12 protein-coding genes and 5 pseudogenes are annotated in these 18089 nt (G+C 70.2%); 8 read left to right on the forward strand and 9 right to left on the reverse strand.

Translation table 11 applies throughout. From position 1 onward, the window contains the following. Positions 1–11 precede the first annotated feature (11 nt). On the reverse strand, positions 12–1535 hold the full coding sequence (locus ACZ4WS_RS01770) for a hypothetical protein (RefSeq protein WP_467976208.1): 1524 nt from the start codon (positions 1533–1535) through the stop codon (positions 12–14). 785 nt (positions 1536–2320) lie between these two features. On the opposite strand from ACZ4WS_RS01770, the gene ACZ4WS_RS01775 reads away from it, so the two are divergent. Next, entirely contained in the window at positions 2321–5203 is a 2883-nt protein-coding gene (locus tag ACZ4WS_RS01775; protein ID WP_467976210.1) for a CHAT domain-containing protein, read from the forward strand. A gap of 9 nt (positions 5204–5212) precedes the next feature. On the opposite strand, the gene ACZ4WS_RS01780 is transcribed toward ACZ4WS_RS01775, so the two are convergent. Next, positions 5213–7246: a caspase family protein gene (locus ACZ4WS_RS01780; RefSeq protein WP_467976211.1), complete on the reverse strand. Its 2034-nt coding sequence runs from the start codon at positions 7244–7246 to the stop codon at positions 5213–5215. Between the two features lie 166 nt (positions 7247–7412). Here ACZ4WS_RS01780 and ACZ4WS_RS01785 point away from each other — a divergent pair, with 166 nt between their 5' ends. Further along, a complete protein-coding gene (locus tag ACZ4WS_RS01785) occupies positions 7413–7670 on the forward strand; it encodes a helix-turn-helix domain-containing protein (protein ID WP_467976212.1) in 258 nt (85 codons plus the stop codon). Positions 7671–7808: 138 nt separating this feature from the next. Then, the gene (locus ACZ4WS_RS01790; protein ID WP_467976214.1) at positions 7809–9563 is read left to right on the forward strand and encodes a hydroxysqualene dehydroxylase; all 1755 of its coding nucleotides are present in this window, start codon (positions 7809–7811) and stop codon (positions 9561–9563) included. A 65-nt stretch (positions 9564–9628) separates the two neighbouring features. Here the strand turns inward: ACZ4WS_RS01790 and ACZ4WS_RS01795 are convergent. After that, positions 9629–9721: pseudogene (locus ACZ4WS_RS01795) on the reverse strand (integrase core domain-containing protein); the annotation flags it as partial. Positions 9722–9727: 6 nt separating this feature from the next. Here ACZ4WS_RS01795 and ACZ4WS_RS01800 point away from each other — a divergent pair. The 4 genes and pseudogenes from ACZ4WS_RS01800 to ACZ4WS_RS01815 form a co-directional block, all read left to right on the forward strand. Further along, positions 9728–9904, forward strand: a pseudogene (locus ACZ4WS_RS01800) (phosphoenolpyruvate carboxykinase domain-containing protein); the annotation flags it as partial. Next, positions 9867–10211, forward strand: a pseudogene (locus ACZ4WS_RS01805) (hypothetical protein); the annotation flags it as partial. The pseudogenes ACZ4WS_RS01800 and ACZ4WS_RS01805, both read left to right, overlap by 38 nt. A 128-nt stretch (positions 10212–10339) precedes the next feature. Next, positions 10340–10459 carry a hypothetical protein gene (locus ACZ4WS_RS01810; protein WP_467977132.1) on the forward strand — a complete coding sequence of 40 codons (120 nt, stop codon included), beginning with the start codon at positions 10340–10342 and terminating at the stop codon, positions 10457–10459. A gap of 42 nt (positions 10460–10501) precedes the next feature. Next, positions 10502–10710: pseudogene (locus ACZ4WS_RS01815) on the forward strand (transposase); the annotation flags it as partial. 45 nt (positions 10711–10755) lie between these two features. Here the strand turns inward: ACZ4WS_RS01815 and ACZ4WS_RS01820 are convergent. Next, positions 10756–11007: pseudogene (locus tag ACZ4WS_RS01820) on the reverse strand ((Fe-S)-binding protein); the annotation flags it as partial. A gap of 618 nt (positions 11008–11625) precedes the next feature. Here ACZ4WS_RS01820 and ACZ4WS_RS01825 point away from each other — a divergent pair. Then, a complete protein-coding gene (locus tag ACZ4WS_RS01825; RefSeq protein ID WP_467976215.1) occupies positions 11626–11796 on the forward strand; it encodes a hypothetical protein in 171 nt (56 codons plus the stop codon). Positions 11797–11807: 11 nt separating this feature from the next. On the opposite strand, the gene ACZ4WS_RS01830 is transcribed toward ACZ4WS_RS01825, so the two are convergent. From ACZ4WS_RS01830 to ACZ4WS_RS01850, 5 genes are all read right to left on the reverse strand, one after another. Further along, on the reverse strand, positions 11808–13703 hold the full coding sequence (locus tag ACZ4WS_RS01830) for a hypothetical protein (protein ID WP_467976217.1): 1896 nt from the start codon (positions 13701–13703) through the stop codon (positions 11808–11810). Between the two features lie 124 nt (positions 13704–13827). Further along, on the reverse strand, positions 13828–14685 hold the full coding sequence (locus ACZ4WS_RS01835; RefSeq protein ID WP_467976219.1) for an ABC transporter permease: 858 nt from the start codon (positions 14683–14685) through the stop codon (positions 13828–13830). 32 nt (positions 14686–14717) lie between these two features. Beyond that, positions 14718–15752: an ABC transporter substrate-binding protein gene (locus tag ACZ4WS_RS01840; protein WP_467976220.1), complete on the reverse strand. Its 1035-nt coding sequence runs from the start codon at positions 15750–15752 to the stop codon at positions 14718–14720. Between the two features lie 14 nt (positions 15753–15766). Beyond that, entirely contained in the window at positions 15767–17353 is a 1587-nt protein-coding gene (locus ACZ4WS_RS01845; RefSeq protein ID WP_467976221.1) for a carboxylesterase/lipase family protein, read from the reverse strand. A 26-nt stretch (positions 17354–17379) separates the two neighbouring features. After that, entirely contained in the window at positions 17380–18081 is a 702-nt protein-coding gene (locus ACZ4WS_RS01850; RefSeq protein ID WP_467976223.1) for a GntR family transcriptional regulator, read from the reverse strand. Positions 18082–18089: the final 8 nt, after the last annotated feature.

The following is an 18089-nucleotide window of genomic DNA, read 5'->3' on the forward strand; positions in this document are numbered from 1 at the left end:
GGAGCGGTGGGTCAGAGCAGGGGGGTGGCGAGGGCCAGGCGGCAGGGCGGGCCGTCCAGCCGCCAGGGCGGGGTGAGCGCCTCGGCCACGTCGGCGGCGGAGTCGTCGCCGGGACGGAAGGAGCCGTCGGCGGACAGGAGGGCCCACGCGGCGTCGGCGTAGCCGCGTGCCGCGATGCCCGGTTGGTCCTGTGCCGGGGGACCGACGGCGGGATCCGCCCTGGTCATCACCCTGACCCCGGCGGAGCGCAGGCGGCTCAACTCCGCCTGCCAGTCGGCCCCGAGCGGACAGGTCGGGACGATGCCGTGCTGCTGGGGCAGGCCGGGCGGTCGGCGCGCGACGATCAGCACGACGCGCCGTACGGGCTCGCCGCCTCGCGCACCGGTGGCGAGCGGAACCACCGCCTTGAGCGCGTCCTCCAGCGAGGACGCCAGGTCCTGTTCGCGCCGTTCGGGCCGCCAGGCCGCCAGGGCGTGCAGGACCGTCGGCGCGGGACCGGCCGGAACCGGTGGCATCAGCAGGGTGCGCCGGGAGGTGTAGGCGTTCTCGTGGATCACGTGGTCGTAGTGACCGACGGCGCCGGTACGGAGCACGGAACCGGAGCCGTCGTGCCGGGCCAGCGCGGTCAGTAGTTCCCGTACGAAGGTCAGCCGCTCCTGCGTCTCCGCCTCGCTGGCGCCGCTGAGTTCGACGGTGACGAAGAGCTCCAGCCGTGGCGGGCGGATGATCCGGCGGGGCAGGCGAGTGATCAGGGCGGGCACGTCGAGGGCGCCCCGCTCTTTCGGTGCCTTCCCTTCGTCCGCCCCGGCCGGCTCGTCCATGGAACCGGTTCCGGGTGCGACGAGGCCGACTTCACCTGGCCCGCACAGGACGAACGTCAGGCGCACCTGTTCCAGCGGACGGACGGTGACACGGTGCACGGAGAGGGGCTCGGTGCCGGTGCCGTCGGCCGCGGGCGTGCCGGCGAGTACCGGCAGCAGCAGCGGGGCGGGGTCGCCGACTCCGCCGTACACGGTGACCTGCGCACTCGCCGTCTCCCCGGGTCCGAGCCGGGTGCCGGACGGAAAGAGCACGTGGCTGTGGGTCCGCACGGCGCCGGTCAGCGGGTCGGCCTGGGCCAGCAGCAGGGTGTGGTCGGCGAGCAGCGGCGCGGTGCGCAGCACCTCCCGCACGGCCTCGGGGGTGGTGCCCTCCGCGGGGATCTCCCTGCCGCGGGCCAGCTCGGCCCGCGGGGCGTACGCGCTACGCACGGTGGCCGCGGCGCGCTCCAGCAGGACCCATCCGTCGCGGGGCTTCAACAGCACTATGGAGCGCTCGTAGGAGGGGGGAATGTATGCCTTCAGCCAGTGCAGAACGGTGGTGTCGAATTCCGCACGGGAAACGGGAGGCAGGGTACCGATGCCACCGGCGAGCTGAAATCGACGGATTTCCGGGACGCTGTCGAGCACGGGCGCCATCGATCGCCAGTCCGTGCTTCCGGCATCGACCTGGCGAGGTATTCCGCCGCCCCCCACGGTCACCTTGATCACGCTCACCCGGTCGGGCGTGAATTCAATGAAAAGTAATTCGCCGATGCGGTGACCGAGCAGATCTTCGAGTATTTTCTCGTATTCCGCCGACCCCGAGTCCGACCAATTCCCGGATAACTCCGGCGGACCGGTCGGCACCTTCTCCCCCGGCCTTGGGGGCCCGCCCCGAATCACCGCCGCGAGCCGTCCGTCGCCGGGGCCGCCCCTGCCCTCCGGCCCTGCGGCCGAGAGCGCGACCGCCCTTGCGTCCCATGCGTGACCGGCCGCTTGCAGAGCCGATCTCGCCCGCTGGACGTCCTGTTCGGTCAGCTCTCCCAGGACCGGATCGTCGTACAGCCGCCATTGGCATACCGCGCAGAACTCGCCGTCCTGTTCGGGCGTTCTACACACCGGGCACACCTGATCAACGCCGGATCCCCCCATCCGATGACTCCCCCCGATACGGACTGCCGGTTCCAGCCGTCGGCATGCCGCTTTGATCCCCTTTGTTGTGCGCGACCGCCAGCCAGTAGCGCTCGCCTCCGAGTGCATCATGATGACACAGGCCGACGCGGCGCGGTGCCTTTTGAACGGGAATGAGGAAGTGATCATTTCGCCGCTTCCGGCCCCCCTCCGAGGGGGATGCCGAACGACGAATGGGGGAACTGGCGTTCCCATCTTTGGTGCTCGGTGCCGGAAGAACCGGATACATCAAAACCTCTCGGTGACCATGGGACGTTCTGGTCCAATAAGTGACCCAACGGCGGTCGATCGGAACAGCCGCCGTGACGGCAGATACACAGGAGGCGGATGTGGCACAGGAAGCACCGGCGGACGCGCTGGTCGCCGCGCTGGAACGCACGTCACGCACCATCGCCCTGGTCCCGGAAGCCGAACGCGCGCCGTGGCTGTTCGCCCGGTGCTGGTTACTGGTGGGACGCTACGAGGGGCCGGGCGGGACATCCGCGGACATCGACGCCGCGCTCGCCGACTTCGACGCACTCCCGACGCAGGCGCCGGGCCGGGCCAAGCTCGCCGCCGTGATGGCGACCGCGTTGCTGGCCTCGGGCGCGCTGATCGGTTCCGACCGGCTGTCCCGCGCGGTGGCGCTCGCCGACATCGCCGACTCCGACCAGGCTCCGCTGCCGGACTGGCCCAAGGCCTCCGCGGCCCTGCGGGCCGGCGAACTGCTCGTGGCGGGACAGGAGGGCAGGCTGGGCTTCAGCGCCCGCGCCGCCATGGCGGACGTGGAGCGCTACGCGCGGATCGTCGACGGCACGAAGCCCTACGTCGCGTTGATCGACATGGCGCGTATGGGCATGCGCCATCTCATCAGCCAGGCGGAGGGCGATGTCCACACCGCCAGGCAAGTCGCCTACGACGCAGGGGAGTTCCTCCGCGGACTGGGGCCGGATTCACCTCTGCGGGACCGCGGAGAACTGCTGTCTCTGCTCACCGAGGCGAACGCCTGCGCCCTGCGCGGCGACATTCCCGGTGCCGTGGCGAAGATGAAGGGAATTCGCGAGGCGACGACACGGCTGCCGCCCGGCGATCACCTCCGGACCGTGGTGGAACAGGCGTGGGAATCGCTGCAACCATTCCTGGACATGCTGGAGCCGGATCCGGCGGGCGCCGCCGCGCCCCGTCCGGACGCCCGGTTCGTCAACCCCGCCCTGGACGAACAGCTGCGCCGGTTCCAGCAGATGGCGGACATGCCCGGACTCTCCGGCAGCGAACGGGCGTTGCGCCTCTCCCAGCTGGCGACGGCCGAACTGGGCACGGACACCCCGCAGTCGGTGGCGCAGGCCATTCGGCACAGCGAAGAGGCCCTAGGTGCGGCGGCCGACCACGATCCGCGCCGCACCTATTACCTCGTCCTGGCCGGCACGGCTCACCTGCGCCGGAAAGAACTGTCGGGCCGTCGCGACGATCTGGCAGCCGCCGTCCGCCTTCTCGAAGAGGCCCGGGAGGCGGCCGAGACCACCGCCCACCCCATGTGGACCCTGATCGCGATGCCGCTGGCCCATGCCCACCGGCACGCGGGCCATAGTGAACTGAGCCGGACGACGGCGCTCGCCGGGCTGCGCGGGCACGCGTGGAGCGTCCTGCTGCAGCCGGATCCCGACGACATGCAGGCGGTGGCGCGACACGCGGCGGAGGACGCCCTCGACACCGCCCGCTGGTGCCTGACGGACAACGCCCCCGAAGACGCTGTCACCGCCCTGGAGTCGGGCCGCGGCCTCATCCTCTACGCCGCGACGGAGACCCGGGACCTGGAGGTGCGGCTCACCGACAAGGGCGAGCCCGACCTCGCCCGGGAGTGGCAGCGTGCGCGGGAGAACCACAGCGCCGACGAGATTCCCGCCGAACTGCGGCGTCGGGTCGTCAGCGCGCTCGCGGGCGTGCCGTTGCAGGCCGACGGTTCACTGGCGGCCGGTCTGGGCGAGGGGACGGCACGGCTGCTCGATCCGCCGAGCCTGCACGAGGTGCGGGCTGCCCTCGGATCGCTCGAGGCCGACGCCCTCGTCTATCTGATGCCGGGAGACGACGGCACCGGCGCGGCCGTCGTGGTTCCCGCGCACGAACCGCCCAGCTGGATCCGGCTACCGGGGCTGAGCCGGGCCGCGACAGCGGCGTTCGACCGCTTCCTGACCGAGTCGGCCCGCGGCATGACGGCGGACGGGAGCCAGGACGAGCGCGGCCCGCGCGACATGGTCCCGCTCGACGAGCCGGACGCTGAACCGAACGTACTCGACGAGGTCTGCGACTGGGCCTGGGAGGCGGCCATCGGCCCGCTGCTGGAGCGTCACCTCACCCTGCCCACCGATCGGCACGGACGACTTGTCCTCATTCCCGTACGGGAGTTGGCGCGCGTCCCCTGGCACGCCGCGCGTCACCGGGAGGGCGGCCGGCAGCGGTACGCGATGGAGCGTGCCGCGTTCTCCTACGCCGCGTCGGCGCGGATGCTCTGCGAGTCGGCGTGGCGCAGCCCGGTGCCGCTCACCGGCGCCGGGCTGATGGTCGGCGACCCCGATTCCCGGGGGCAGGCCCGCGAACTTCCCGCCGCACGGGACGAGGCGCTCGCGGTGCGGGACTGTTTCTATCCCGAGGCCCACTACGTCGGCAGGCAGCCGGGAGGAGAGCCCGGTCCGCAAGGGGCCGGCACCCGCGACCAGCTGCTGAGCTGGCTCGCGTCCCCCGACGGCGGTCCGGTGATGCATCTGGCGTGCCATGCCGTCGTCACGGCGGCCGCCCACACCAAGGCGAGTTCCTATCTGCTGCTCGATGGGGGCGCGCGTCTGACCGCCGAGGAACTGCTGCGGACCCTCGCCGCCGAGCCCACCCGGCGGATCGGGCTGGCCGCGCTGGCGGCGTGCAGCAGCAGCGCTTCCGGCCGGGGCTACGACGAGGCGTTCAGCCTCGGGACCACGTTCCTGGCGGGCGGGGTGCGCTCCGTGATCAGTGCGGCCTGGAGTGTTCCCGACGCCGCGACGTCCGTCTTCATGTTCATGTTCCACCACTTCGTACGGGAGAAGGGCCTCGCGCCGGTGGACGCCTTGCGCGCCGCTCAGTTGTGGACCGTCGGTGACCGGCAACCGCCGCCCTCGATGCCTCCGCAGCTGCGCGCGTATCTGACGGCTCACGACGTCTCGGCCGTCCCGGCGTGGGCGGCGTTCGTGCACGCCGGCCGCTGAACGACACCGTCAGCGGGCCTGGTCCGGCACATGGACGACGACCGGCAGGATGGCCGTCGTCCAGTCGGCCGCCGGCTGGTCGGCGGCCACGAAATCGCGGTGCAGGGCGTTGAGCGCGAGCCGTTCGAGCACACCCGTGACGCCGCGTCCGGTGCCGCGCTTCGGTTCGATCCGGGGCTCGCCGAGGCGCTCCAGCCGGAACGCCTCCGAGTTCAGTGGGCTCTCACCCACCAGGACTTTGAGCCAGTCCGTTCCGCGGGCCCCGGGCACCACCGGGCGGTCCGGCGGCAGTTCGAGTGCGACGGCCCGTCCTCTGGCCGCCGAGGCGGTGTACGCCGGGGCGACCCAGTGTCCCGAGAACAGTCCGGGATTGATCCGGAATCGGTCGGTCATGTCCAGCAGGGTGCAGTACAACGGCCGGTCGGCCGTGTTCCGCAGGCGGAGGAAGACCCGGGGCGGGATCCAGCCGTCCGGTCCCCACCGGTAGTCGAGGTGCACGGCTCCATCGGGGCCGGGCCGCAATGCGGGCCGGTCCCCCGGATCGACCCGTTCTCCGTCATGAGCGCCCACGACCTCGACGACGACCGCATTGGGCAGAGTGGACAGGGGATTGTCGAGCGATTTGATCCGGCGCCACCGGGCGATGTGCTCCAGGGTTGCCACCACACGCGCGGCGTCGTCGGGCGACGAGCAGGGCAGGTCCGCCACCAGCGGGCTGCGGTCGGCTCCGCCGATCGTCACCCTCCCCGGTCGCGGTGCCGACAGACGGGATTCGGGCGGCTGCCCGGGATCACGGAGATCGACGGAGCGGACGTACGGCGACGGCCGACCGCCCGGTGCGGCGACCCTCAGCGCGGCTTCGACCAGGGCTGTCGTCCGCGCGTCGTCCTCCGGTGCGCCTCCCAGCGCCACGGTGCCGACGGGCAGCGGAACGCTGGTGAGGACCACGGGATACACACTGCCGGGAACGGGTGTCCACCCGACGGGCTCGACCAGACTCCGGTCGGCGAGCACCTTCACGATCCGTGCCTCCAGCGGTGGATCGGTCCGGTGCACGGCCACGAGCGGGGGATCCTCGGGCGTGCCGGCCATCATGCCGTGGCACGCCCCCGCGTCGATCTCCCAGACACCGTCGAGGCAGCGCATGGTCACGGCGGAGCGAAGTGGTGTGACCCGGCCGCCGAGAAAGGGCTGGTCCACGATGCTCTCGGCCGTGGGTGAGAGGACGGGGAGCTGCCCCGGCACGGAGTTCTCGACACCGCAGCGGGTCCCGGTCATCAGTTCGCGGTACGTGGCTCCGGGGCCCAACGCGGCCAGCTGTCCCAGCAGTTCCAGGCTGAACAGCCCGCGTGGACCGGCGGGCGTGCCGGTCTCGTACGCCGCCTCGTGCGTCTGGCATGCCGCGAGTTCCACGTGATCGGCCGCGACAGCGCCCAAGACCGCGGAATCCGGGCGGACTTCCCGCTCGGGCCGGTCCAGGACTCCCTCGAGCAGAAGCGTGACCGGCGTCGGCGTGGTCGCGGCGGGTTCCCACCGTGCCGTGAGGGAGGGGATGTTCGTCGCTTCGCGGGTGGCGCTGTCGGAGTGACAGCAGTCCATCACCGCGACGACATGAACGTCACGAGCGGCGATCTCGCCGATCAGGACCGCCAGTTCCTTGTCGTACAGGTCCGGCACACCGTCCTGGCGGCTGTCCGCGCACAGGATCGTCTGCAAAGTGCCGGTGGGCTCCAGCCGTGCCAGCTCCGTCGGCACCGGGGCCTGTGATCCATGGCCGCTGAACCAGAACAGCGCGCTGTCACCGGGCCCCGCCTGCCCCAGGTGCCGACGGAATCCGTCGATCACCGCCGCCCTGGTGGCGTCCGCGTCCGTCAGACACAGCACGGAGCAGTCGGCCGACGAGAAGTTTCCCTCGAGGAACGTGACCGTGGCCCGAATGTCGTTGCAGGCACCTCGAAGCGGCCCAACGGGAGGAACGTACGCATCGATTCCAACCAAAAGCGCATAGATGGGCACGGCCCTGACCCACTTTCGCAACCACATCGACGAAAACCACCGAAGCGACAGGGGAACTCTAGGCGCACGACACAGCCGCTGGGGACACTGTCAGTACCCCCATGGGGACAGCACCCAACCAATGGCAGACGGCAATTGGTCGACAGCGCTTGTTCGGTCTGAACGGCCGCCGGGCCGGTCTCAGGAAATCCTTGTGCGGCCGTCACCTCCGCCGCGGCCTCCTGAGCACGACACCCCGCACGGCGGCCACCTCATCGACGCGCTGCGCGCATACCTCACCGCCTCGGGAAACACGTCCGTCGCGGCGAAGCGCGCCGGACTCTCCCGCCAGGCGCTCTACCAGCGGCTGCACGCCATCGAGCGGCTCCTCGGCTGCGATCTGGAATCGGGGCCGCAGCGGACCGGGCTGCATGCGGCCCTGGTGATTCTGGATGCGGATCCCGGGCGGTGAGCGGTGACCCGCCCGGCTCCCGCGACTTCACCGACGTGTGAACCCTGCGAACATGCCGAGCCGCACGTTCCCATCGTGCGCCGGCGCCTCTACCGTCCCAGCGACACCACTGTCCGGTGGGAGAGCGGGGAGGGCGCGATGCCGGGACGTAGGCAAGTACTGGGTCTGGGCGGGTCGTTGGCGGCCGCGGGGACGCTCGGGCTGCGGCCGGCTCGGGCGACAGCGGCACAACGGTCTCGTACGAGAGTGGCCGTGCTCGGCGGCGGGGTCGGCGGGCTGACCGCCGCGCACGAACTCGCCGAGCGCGGCTTCGACGTCACCGTGTACGACCGGCGTGCCACGTGGGGCGGCAAGGCGCGCAGCATCCCGGTGACCGGCACCGCCACCGGTGGCCGCCGCGACCTGCCCGGTGAGCACGGGCATCGGGGCTTCTTCGGCTTCTACGCCAACCTCCCCGACACGATGCGCCGCGTCCCCTTCGGCGATCAGACCCACGGCGTCTGGGACAACCTGACCACCGTCCCCTACCTCGGGTTCAACAGGGACAAGGGCAAGGGCGACCTCTTTCTGCCCACGCTGCCGCCCGGCACCCGCACCCTCGACCCCGGCACCCTGCCTGCCGTCCTGGAGGGACTGCTGCGGATCATGCCTCAACTCCTGCCGCAGGAGGTCGCGTTGCTCGCCCGCAAGCTGGCGATCCTCATGACGAGCTGCGACGAGCGACAGTTCGGGCAGTGGGAGCACACGCAGTGGCTGGAGTTCATCGAGGCGGCCGGCAAGTCGGAGTTCTACCAGGTGATGTGGGGCGGCTCGGCGAAGGTCATCCAGGCACTGCGCCCCGAGACCGCCAGCACGCGGACGTGCGGGCAGGGCATTTCGAAGATCCTCTACGCCCTGCTCGGGATGGGGCCCGACGGTCCCTTCGACCGGATCCTCGACGGCCCCACCAGCGAACGCTTCATCGACCCGTGGGTGCGGCACCTGACCTCTATCGGGGTCCGGTTCGTCACCGGACATCACGTCGAGTCCCTCGAACTCGGCTCGGACGGACGCATCGCCGCAGCCCATGCCCGTACCGCGGCCGGGCCCGCCCGTGTCGACGCCGACTGGTTCGTGGCGGCCCTCCCCGTGGACCGCGTACGGCAGTTGTGGTCCGCCGAGATCCGGGCGGCGGATCCGCGCCTCGCCGCGATGGACCGGCTACGCACGGCGTGGTGCCAGGGCATCGTGTTCTACCTGAAGGAGACGTTCCGCGGGCCGCTCGCCCACCTCAGCCTGATGGACTCGCCGTGGGCGTTGTGCCCGGTCGGGCAGTCCCGCTTCTGGTCGGACCCCTTCACCGGGACCTGGGGCGACGGGGTGGCCGCCGAGTCCCTGTCCGTCGTCATCTCCGACTGGGAGACTCCGGGCGCGTTGTACGGGCGGCCCGCCCGTCAGTGCACTCCGAAGGAGATCGCCGAGGAGGTCTGGGCGCAGATGAAGGCGGGCCTGGAGGACAACGGGGACGTCGTCCTGCCCGACGGCATCGTGCACTCCTGGTTCCTCGACCCGGCGGTCACCCGCGCCGCGAACGGCCAACTCGCCAACGACGACACGTACTTCCTCAACGACGTCTCGTCCTGGGAGCTGCGCTGCGAGGCCGTGACCGCCGTCCCCAACCTCTTCCTCGCCGGCGACCACGTCCGCACCTACAGCAACGTCGACTTCACGTGCATGGAGACCGCGAACGAAGCGGGCCGCCGCGCCGCGAACGGCGTCCTGGCCGCGGCCGGAGCCGACGGCGCCGACGAGGTCCGCCTCTTCACCGGCGCCGAGCCCCCGGGCTTCGCGGAGCTCAAGGCCGCCGACCGGGTGCGCTATCGGCTGAGGCTGCCGCACGTGCTGGACTTCTGAGAGGGGCGGGACCCTGCGGGTGCCGACACATCATCCGTGCTGGGCAAGCAGTATGTCGGTACTCCGTGGTAGAAGTCCTCGAACTCCCGCAGGGCATGCAGGAGATGCCGCTGGTTCCAGATCAAGGTGCGGTCAAGGAGTTCGTTCCGGCAGGTCTGGCATTTGGCATCCTGCCGGCCAAGGAGGCCCTCGACGTCGACGGTCTCGAACTGTCCAGGTCCGACCTGGACTTCCTGCTCACCGTCGGCAAGGTCGTGTTGCGGGAGGAGGCCGCCCTGGTTGCCGAGAACCTCAACACCTTCGGTGACCGCACACCCGAGGAGCTGTGGGACCAACAGCGGCTGGTTCGCGCTAGCCCGCTACAACGTCAACGGCAGCCTGGACGCCACCTTCGGCAACGCCGGCCGGGTCCTCACCTCCGGTGGCGGCGGGGCCCAGGACGTGGTGCTGCAGCCCGGCGGGAGGATCGTCGTCGCTGGCAGCAACGGGCCCGGCGGCGACGTCGCGGTCCTGCGGTACAACACCAACGGCAGCCTGGACAGCGGCTTCGGCACCGGCGGCCTGGTGACCACCGACTTCGGCGGCAGCGATCAGGTTCGCGGCGTGGCGGTCCAGCCCGACGGCAAGATCGTCGCCGCCGGTCAGGGCGGCCCGAACACCGACTTCGCTCTGGTCCGCCACCGAGGGCGGCGCCGGCACCCCGCCCCCGCCCACCGGCGTCGACCTGTCCCTCCACCGCGACCACCACCGTCAACAACTCCCGGGGCTGCACGATCATCGGCACCAGCGGCAACGACACCCTCAACGGCGGCTACGGCGACGACACCGCCAACGGAGGCTCCGGCACCGACACCTGCACAACCGACACGGGCGCCACCCGCATCAGCTGTCCCTGACCACCACAAGGGGCTCCCCGGCGAAGGCAGCGCGGTTGGACGGTCGACGCCTCCCACGTCAGGGCGCCAAAAGGGGCTCCACACGGGCCCGTCGCCGGTCGAGGCCAGGCCCGCTCCAAGCGCCATTTGATCACTGCACTGACGGACATGGCACCCCGCTCGCGGTCCTCCCCACCAGCAGCAACCGGAACGACGTCACCCAGCTTCTGCCCTTGCTGGATGCGATTCCGTCGGTCCGGGGGCGGCGCGGCGAACGTGCCGCCGAAACCGCAGCACTCCTGCGCGCCCGGCAGCTCCACCAGCTCAAATCCCTTGACTTCCCCGAGGGGTTGAGTGGGGCGGTTGCCGAGGCCCAGGGAGCGCAGGCCGTGGCAGGAGGGGTGGTACGTCACCTTGTGCGGGTAGTACGCGCCGACATCCGTGACGCCGAGCACGTCCACCAGGAATTCAGTCAGCGCGATGACGCGTGGCACCAAGGCGTCCGAAGCCCGAGTGAGCTCCACGTCCGGATTTTTGCGGGCGATGCGCGGGGAGTTGTCGCGGACCATTGCAACTATGTGCGCAGCGTAACAAGTGGGAGCAAACAGCCAAGGCGTCGGTGGGAGCGGGCTCCCACCCCGCCGCTCCCATACGGGAGCGGGCCGGAAACGGTGAAGGGCCGTTCGAAGAACGGCCCTTCACCTGCGACTTTCGATGAATCGAACAATCGGGACGACAGGATTTGAACCTGCGACCCCTTGCCCCCCAGCGCTCGTCCGCAACGATGACGGAAGCATCGTGGGACCGAACGGGAAGTCCCGGTACCGCGCGACCAGTTCGGCGATGCGGGGCCAGCCCCTCTCCGCCACCGGCTCGCCCCGGGAAGCCCCACCCGTACGCTGATCCCGCACCTGTTCCGCAACGTCGGCGACGTGCCGCTGCGCATCCTGTGGGTGTACTCGTCCGGGCACGTGACCCGGACCTTCACCGAGACCGGCACGACCGTGGAACACCTGTCCGCCGAGGACCAGATGGGTTGAGGGCTTTCGCGGGCGGGTTCGCCGTCCAGCTCACTGCCCGCGCCGGAGCCCGCGTGAGCGCGACCGCGCCCGCGCGCAACGCCTCGTAAGTAAGGGAGTTGGGAGCACGAGGTCGTCGACCAACTCACCCAGGACGTACCGGTCCGCGTGCGTGAACTGACCGGTGGGCGAGGGGTCGACGCGGTGGTGGACACGGTCGGTGCCGCCCACAGCCACGGCGACGAGCACGCCCGTGCGGACTTGCCGGCGATGCCCGCGACGCTGGCCGAGCTGAGTGGCCGTCATGTGTGCGGCAAGCTCGTGTACTTCGCCGACTGAACCGGCTCACGTCACGCGGACAGGACATCCTGGGAGAGGTAGAGCGGCATCGAGTCCTCCCACAGGCTGTCGGTCAGCATCTTCTTGTCCGAGCCGTCCGCGTTCATGCTGAAGATCTGGCCGTAGGGCTGGAAGGTGTTGTCGTACAGGGCGGCCTCGCCGCGGAAGCCGTACTCGCCGCTGCTGTAGAGGATGCATCCGTCGTCGTTCCAGACGGCGTGGCCCTCGTTCGCGCCGCTGCTGGTGAGCACGCTCAGGCCGGTGCCGTCGGGGCGGATGGTGCAGACGTCGAAGTTGGTGGCGCTGGTCTTGCGGGTGAAGAGGATGAGTGTGCCGTCCGGGGACCAGTCGGGCAGGTTGTCGTACTCGGTGGTGAGCACCGTCGTCTCCCCCGTCGCCAGGTCGAGGATGCGCAGGCCCTTGTCCGTCTCGCCCCACACGCGGTACACGATCCGGTCGCCGTCGGCCGAGTAGCTGGGGAAGCCTGCGTTGGTCGTGCCGTCCGTCAGGACTTCCCAGGCCGAGCCGTCGCTGCTGACCCGGGCCACCACGGCCGTCATCTCCGCGCGTTCCTGGAACCAGCCGCCCAGGCCGAACGCGATCCACTCGCCGTCCGGGGACCAGGCCGGCCGGAAGGCTCCGGCGAGGCCCTTGGCGACCAGTACCGCGTCGAGGCCCTTGCCCGTCGTGTCGAAGACGACCTGCTGGTCGGAGCCGTCGGGGCGCATCGTGACAATGGAGGAGTTGCCGAGCTGCTTGTTCGTCATCGCGAGGCGTCCCTGCTGGGACAGGACCGGGAAGACGTCGGTGGAGCGGTAGTCCCAGTCGGCGTCCCAGCTGTAGAGCTCGGTGTCGAGGGGACGCGGGGTGAAACTGACCTTCTCGTAGATCACCGACTGTCCGTCCGGGGTCCACACCGGTGAGCGCAGCGCCCGATTGAGGGCCGGCAGGGTGCCGGAGACATAGGCGAGTCCTTCGTCGGCTCCGCCCTTGATGAGGTAGCCGATCTCGGTGGCGTTCACGTACTGCGGTGCGACCTTCAGGTACGAGCCCGATGTGTGCTCGGTCCGTTCGCCGGTCGTGACGTCGACCGAGACGATCTGGGACTCGGCGATGCCGATGCCTTCGGGACGGTGGGCGAGCCAGGTGCCTTCGGTGGTGATCTCGTAGAAGACGATCCGGCTGCCGTCCGGGGACCAGCTCGGCGAACCGAGGCAGTAGCCCTCCTTGGTGGCGACCTGGCGGAAGTCGGTGCCGTCCGGGCGGATGACGTAGATGCTGAGTTCTTGGGTGTGTTCCCAGCCGTGGCCGTCGTTGTGGCCGCGCCAGGTGGTGTTGCGGTCACTGGAGAAGGCGATCCACTGGCCGTCGGGCGACCAGGCCGGGTGGAAGTGGCCGTCCGGGCTGGCCGGATCGCCTGCCACCGTGACGCTGTTGGTCAGGTTCTTCAGCGCGTTGGTGCTCAGGTCGAGGACCCAGATGTGTGCCTTGTGGTCGCCGCGGGTGGAGACGAAGGCCACCTTGGTGCCGTCGGGTGACAGGACGCCGCTGTCGTCCATGGCCGAACTGGCAGCCAGGGCCTTGATGTTGGTGCCGGTGACGTCGGCCTGGTAGAGGGAGCCGTTGCCGTCGCCCACACGTTCCGAGGTGAAGATCACCGACGTGCCGTCGGCCGATGGGGCGGCGTGGTAGTCGAAACCCGCGGTCTCCAGGAGCTTGCGTTCGTTCGAGCCGTCGAGGTCGCAGATGTACAGGTCCGACGAGGAGGGGCCGATCCGGTTCATCAGCATCACGCCCTTCTTGCCGTCGGCCGCCGCCGCCACGGCGAACGCCTTGGGCATGAGGGCGGTACCGACGACGGCCGCGCCGGCCGCCAGAAATGCTCTGCGTCTTATGTCAGTTGCCATCGCGATACCACTTCTTCCTTCGGGTTCTTTGCGGGTTCGTTCTCTTGAGGTGACCGAAGAGCCGTCAAGCGGTGGGTCAAGCGCCGGGCTGCGGACGGGGAGGTGTCCGCAGCCCGGCGGTGTCTCAGCTGTGGTCCTGCGCCGGGCTGCGGCGCGGGGTCAGTCCGAGGCGCTTGAGGGCGTACGTATCGAGGGCGGTCAGCACGCCGTTGAGCGTGAGGGTGAGTACGACGAGGATGATCAGGCCGGCGAACTCGCTGGCGGCATCCAGATTCTGGGCCGCGGTGAACAGTTCGTGGCCCACGCCATCGGTCGAGGCGATGAACTCACCGCCGATGACACCGAGGATGGCCAGCGGTCCGCCCGTCTTGAGTGCGGCGAAGAACGGCGCGGCGAGTGTCGGGATCGTGACGTAGCCCAGTACGTGATGCTTGCGCCCGCCCATCACCTGGACGACCTCGACGAGTTCACGCTCCCGCAACCGCAGGCCGAGATAGATGTTGTAGAAGACCACGAAGGCGACACCGGTCATGGCGATGGTGATCTTCGACCAGGAGCCGATGCCGAAGAACAGCAGGAACAGCGGGGCGAGCGCGATCTTCGGGATCCCGTTGAGGGCGGCGACGAGCGGTTCGAGGACCCGCCCGAGGAGCGGGAACGAGCCGAGGACCAGGCCCATCACCGTTCCGGCGGCCACGCCGAGACCGAAGCCGGCCAGTACCTCGATGGCGGTCACCTTGATGTCGGTCCAGCCGGAAGCCGAGCCGAGCATCCTGGTGAGCGCGTCGAACACGTCGGTGGGCTTGCTGACCGCGTACTCGGGCACGACGGGGCCGCTCATCACCTGCCACAGGACGGCGGCGAGCACAATGACCAGGATGCGCAGCGCGATGACGGTGGCCGTGCCGCGCCAGCGGGCGGGGGCCTTCGGGGCAGGTGGTGCCGCGGCTTTGGTCACGGCCTTGTCGGTGACGGTTGCCATGCTCTGCTCCTTGCGGTCGGGGGCGGCCGGGCTCACGGCAGGTAGGTGTTGGTCCAGTCGTCGGTGGTGACGGCGGGGTTCGGTACCGCTCCGATGTTCTTGACGAAGGCGACGGTCTTCTCCCAGCCGGCCTCGTCCTGCTTGGCGCTCTGGGGCCAGTCCACCTGTGCGACGGAGGCGCTCAGCACGCTGTCGGGCATGCCGGGGAGCGTCTTGCGGGCCGCGTCCAGTACGTTCTTGTCATCGGACTTGTGCGTGGCGAGGTAGGCGGTCGCCTGCTGGACCGCGGTGGCGAATCCCTTAACGGTCTTGGCGTTGGCCTTGGCGAAGCTCTTCTTCACCACGACGGCCTGGCCGTATCCGGCCTCCTCGAAGGACCACTGGGGCACCTTGACCGGGTCGGCGACCACGATGCCGTCGCCCTCGTGCTGGATCTGCAGCGGGATCGGCTCGGAGGTGATGAACCAGTCGATCTCCCCCTTGACGAGGGCGGCCTTGTCGGCGGCCGGGCTCGGTAGCGAGACCCACTTCGGCTTGGCCGGGTCGACACCGTGGGCCTTGAGGAAGATGCCCGCCTCGGCCTTGGTGTTGGCGGAACTGGCACCGGCCGTCGAGTCGGCCAGGGCCTTGGCCACCTGGTCCGCCGGGGTGTCGGCGGTCAGCTGGTGCTTCTTCGCGAAGGCGGTGCTGACGACGATGCCGAGCGGGTTGCCCCCGCCGTTCGTGGCGATCGACAGATCCGGCAGGCCCTTGGCGAGGGCGGTCACGAAGCTGGTCGGGCTGGAGTTGAGGACCTGCACCGAACCCGACTGCAGGGCCGAGGTGGCCGTCGACGCGGTCAGCGTCACGTACTTGATCTTGATGTTCTGCTTGTCGAAGTAGCCGTTCTCCTCGGCCACCCGTATGGACAGGTCGAAGATGTTGCCGCTCACGCCGACCGAGACGGTCGTCTTGCCGTCCGAGCCGACCGAGGCCGACCCCTCGTCGCCGCAACCGCTGAGCAGCGCGGCGCCGAGCAGCGCGGCGGCGCTCAGTGCGAAGAGGCGTGAAGGTGTCTGGTATTGCATGGGAACTCCTTTGTTCACCAAGACTGTTGGGTACGGAAGAAGCGGAGCCAGAAGTCGGTGCGTGCCGGGTCCGCGATGTGCAGGGGCCGGAAGTTCGCGCCGATCTCCATGACGGAGCCGGCGTCCGGAGAGAAGGCGGGCCAAGGGGGCAGGCCGGTGCCGTTGGGATCGCCCGTGGCGACGAAGTTGGTCCAGTAGGAGGAGAGGACGCGCGCGATCTCGTGGTCCTCCTCGGTCCACGTGTCGATGCCGATCGCGGGGTTCTGGAAGACGTAGTCGATCTCGGAACCGTGGCCGGCTCCGCGCGGTCCGGCGCCCCGCGAGCGGTGGGTCCAGAAGTAGGTGTGCAGGCCGCGGGTGGTGTGGCGGCTCCAGTCGACGCCCCACAGGTAGGTGGAGAGGCGGGAGTTGTCGCGCGCCGCGCTGCTGCTCACCCGCGCCGCCTCGTCGTCGGTGGCAGCCGGGTACAGGCGCAGGAACTCGTCGGCGAGTGGCCCGAACTTCCGTCGTGCCGCGGCGACATGCTGGTCGAGCGTCACGTGGACGGGCGGTGATCCGGGCCGGACCGTCCGCCGTCCGGTGCGCAGCGCGGCGACCATCGACTCGGGTACGGCGCCGCTCTCGTCGAGGTTGTTGCCGGTGAGGTAGTCGACGTCGTTCTGCAGGCCCTTGGTGTACGTCGCGTCGTAGCCGGCGGGGATCACCCAGCCGTCGACGACGGGACGCAGCAGCGGCGGCCCCGCGGCGCCGCCGGTCTCGACGCTCGTGTCGACGGAGTGGTGGCCGTCGATCAGCTTGTGCCAGTGCAGCGCGCGCAGTTCACCGATGCTGCGTGCGCCGTGCTCGCGCATGTACTGGCTGCCCGCGCTCTCGGCGTCGACGGGCAGGCGGTAGGAGGTGGACAGGTAGCGCAGTTCGGGGTCGCGGGAGTACCTGGTGTGGCTCTGGGCGATCGCCCGGTGGAACAGTCCCTTCGCGAGCGGCGACATGGCCAGGAAGTTGACCATGCCGGCGCCCGCGGACTGGCCGGCGATGGTCACGCGGTCGGGGTCGCCACCGAAGCGCGCGATGTTGTCGCGCACCCAGCGCAGGGCGGCGACGCAGTCGAGCAGCCCGTAGTTGCCGGACGACTCGTGTCCCGACTCGTCGCTCAGCTCGGGTGTGGCCAGGAAACCGAAGGCGCCCAGACGGTAGTTGAAGGTGACGACGAGGATGCCGCAGCGTGCCAGGTTCTCGCCGTCGTAGCGGGGGTGGGCCCCGGTGCCTTCGCGGAAGCCGCCGCCGTAGATCCAGACGAGGACCGGGCGCCGCTGTTCGCGGTGAGCCGCGCCCGTCCAGATGTTCAGATTCAGGCAGTCCTCGCTCATCGGTACGTCGACGCCGGTCGCGGCCGCCTCGGTCGGTGCCTGCGGGCACATCGGGCCGAACCGGTCGGCCCGCCGGGTGCCCTCCCACCGCAGCGGTGGCTGCGGAGGGCGCCAGCGCAGGTCGCCGACGGGCGGGGCGGCGTAGGGGATGCCGCGAAAGACGGTGACGGAGCGGTCCCGGCAGGGGACGCCCTCGACGGGTCCCGCTTCGGTGTCCGCGGTGGGGCGGCGCATTCGGTCCTTTCCGCCCCACCGGCCGGTCAGGCCACCGGCGGCTGTGGGGACTTGTCGAGCAGCAGCGCCCGGCGGGCGGAGCCGACGTGATGGCGCATCGTCGCCGTCGCCGCGTCGGGGTTGCGCGTGACGACGGCCAGGAAGATGGCCTGGTGCTCCTCCAGCGACCCGGACCTGGGGTGCTGCGCGGAGAGATTGCGGAACTGGCGCATCACCAGCGGATACAGCAGGGTGTCGTAGGCGCGGGTCAGGGTCTGCTGGTGTGCGGCGTCCTTGATCTGCTGGTGGAAGCGCCGGTTGCCGCGCGAATAGGCGTCCTGGTCGCCGCGGGACTGCGCCTCCTCCATGTCCTGGAGGGTGCGGCGCAGTTCCTCGACCTCCTCCGCCGTGGCCTGCTCGGCCGCCTTGCCGGCCAGCGCTGCCTCCAGGATCTCGCGGGCCTCCAGGATGTCCGCCGCCTCCTCGACCGAGAAGCTCCTGGTGCGCACCCCGCGATTGACCTCGCTGGTGACGTAGCCCTCCTGCGTCAGCCGCGCCAGCGCGGTGCGCATGGTGCTGCGCGACACGTCGAACATCCGGGTCAGGTCGGCCTCGGTCAGCCGTGTGCCGGGGGCGATGCTTCCCGACAGCAGCAGGGAGCGCAGCCCCTCGTAGGCCTGGCCGTAGCGCGTGCCCGACGCCTTCGCCCCGGATTCGGCACCGACCCTGTAGCTGTCCGAGCTGCTCACCTTGACCG

Source organism: Streptomyces sp. NPDC029292, assembly GCF_055569295.1.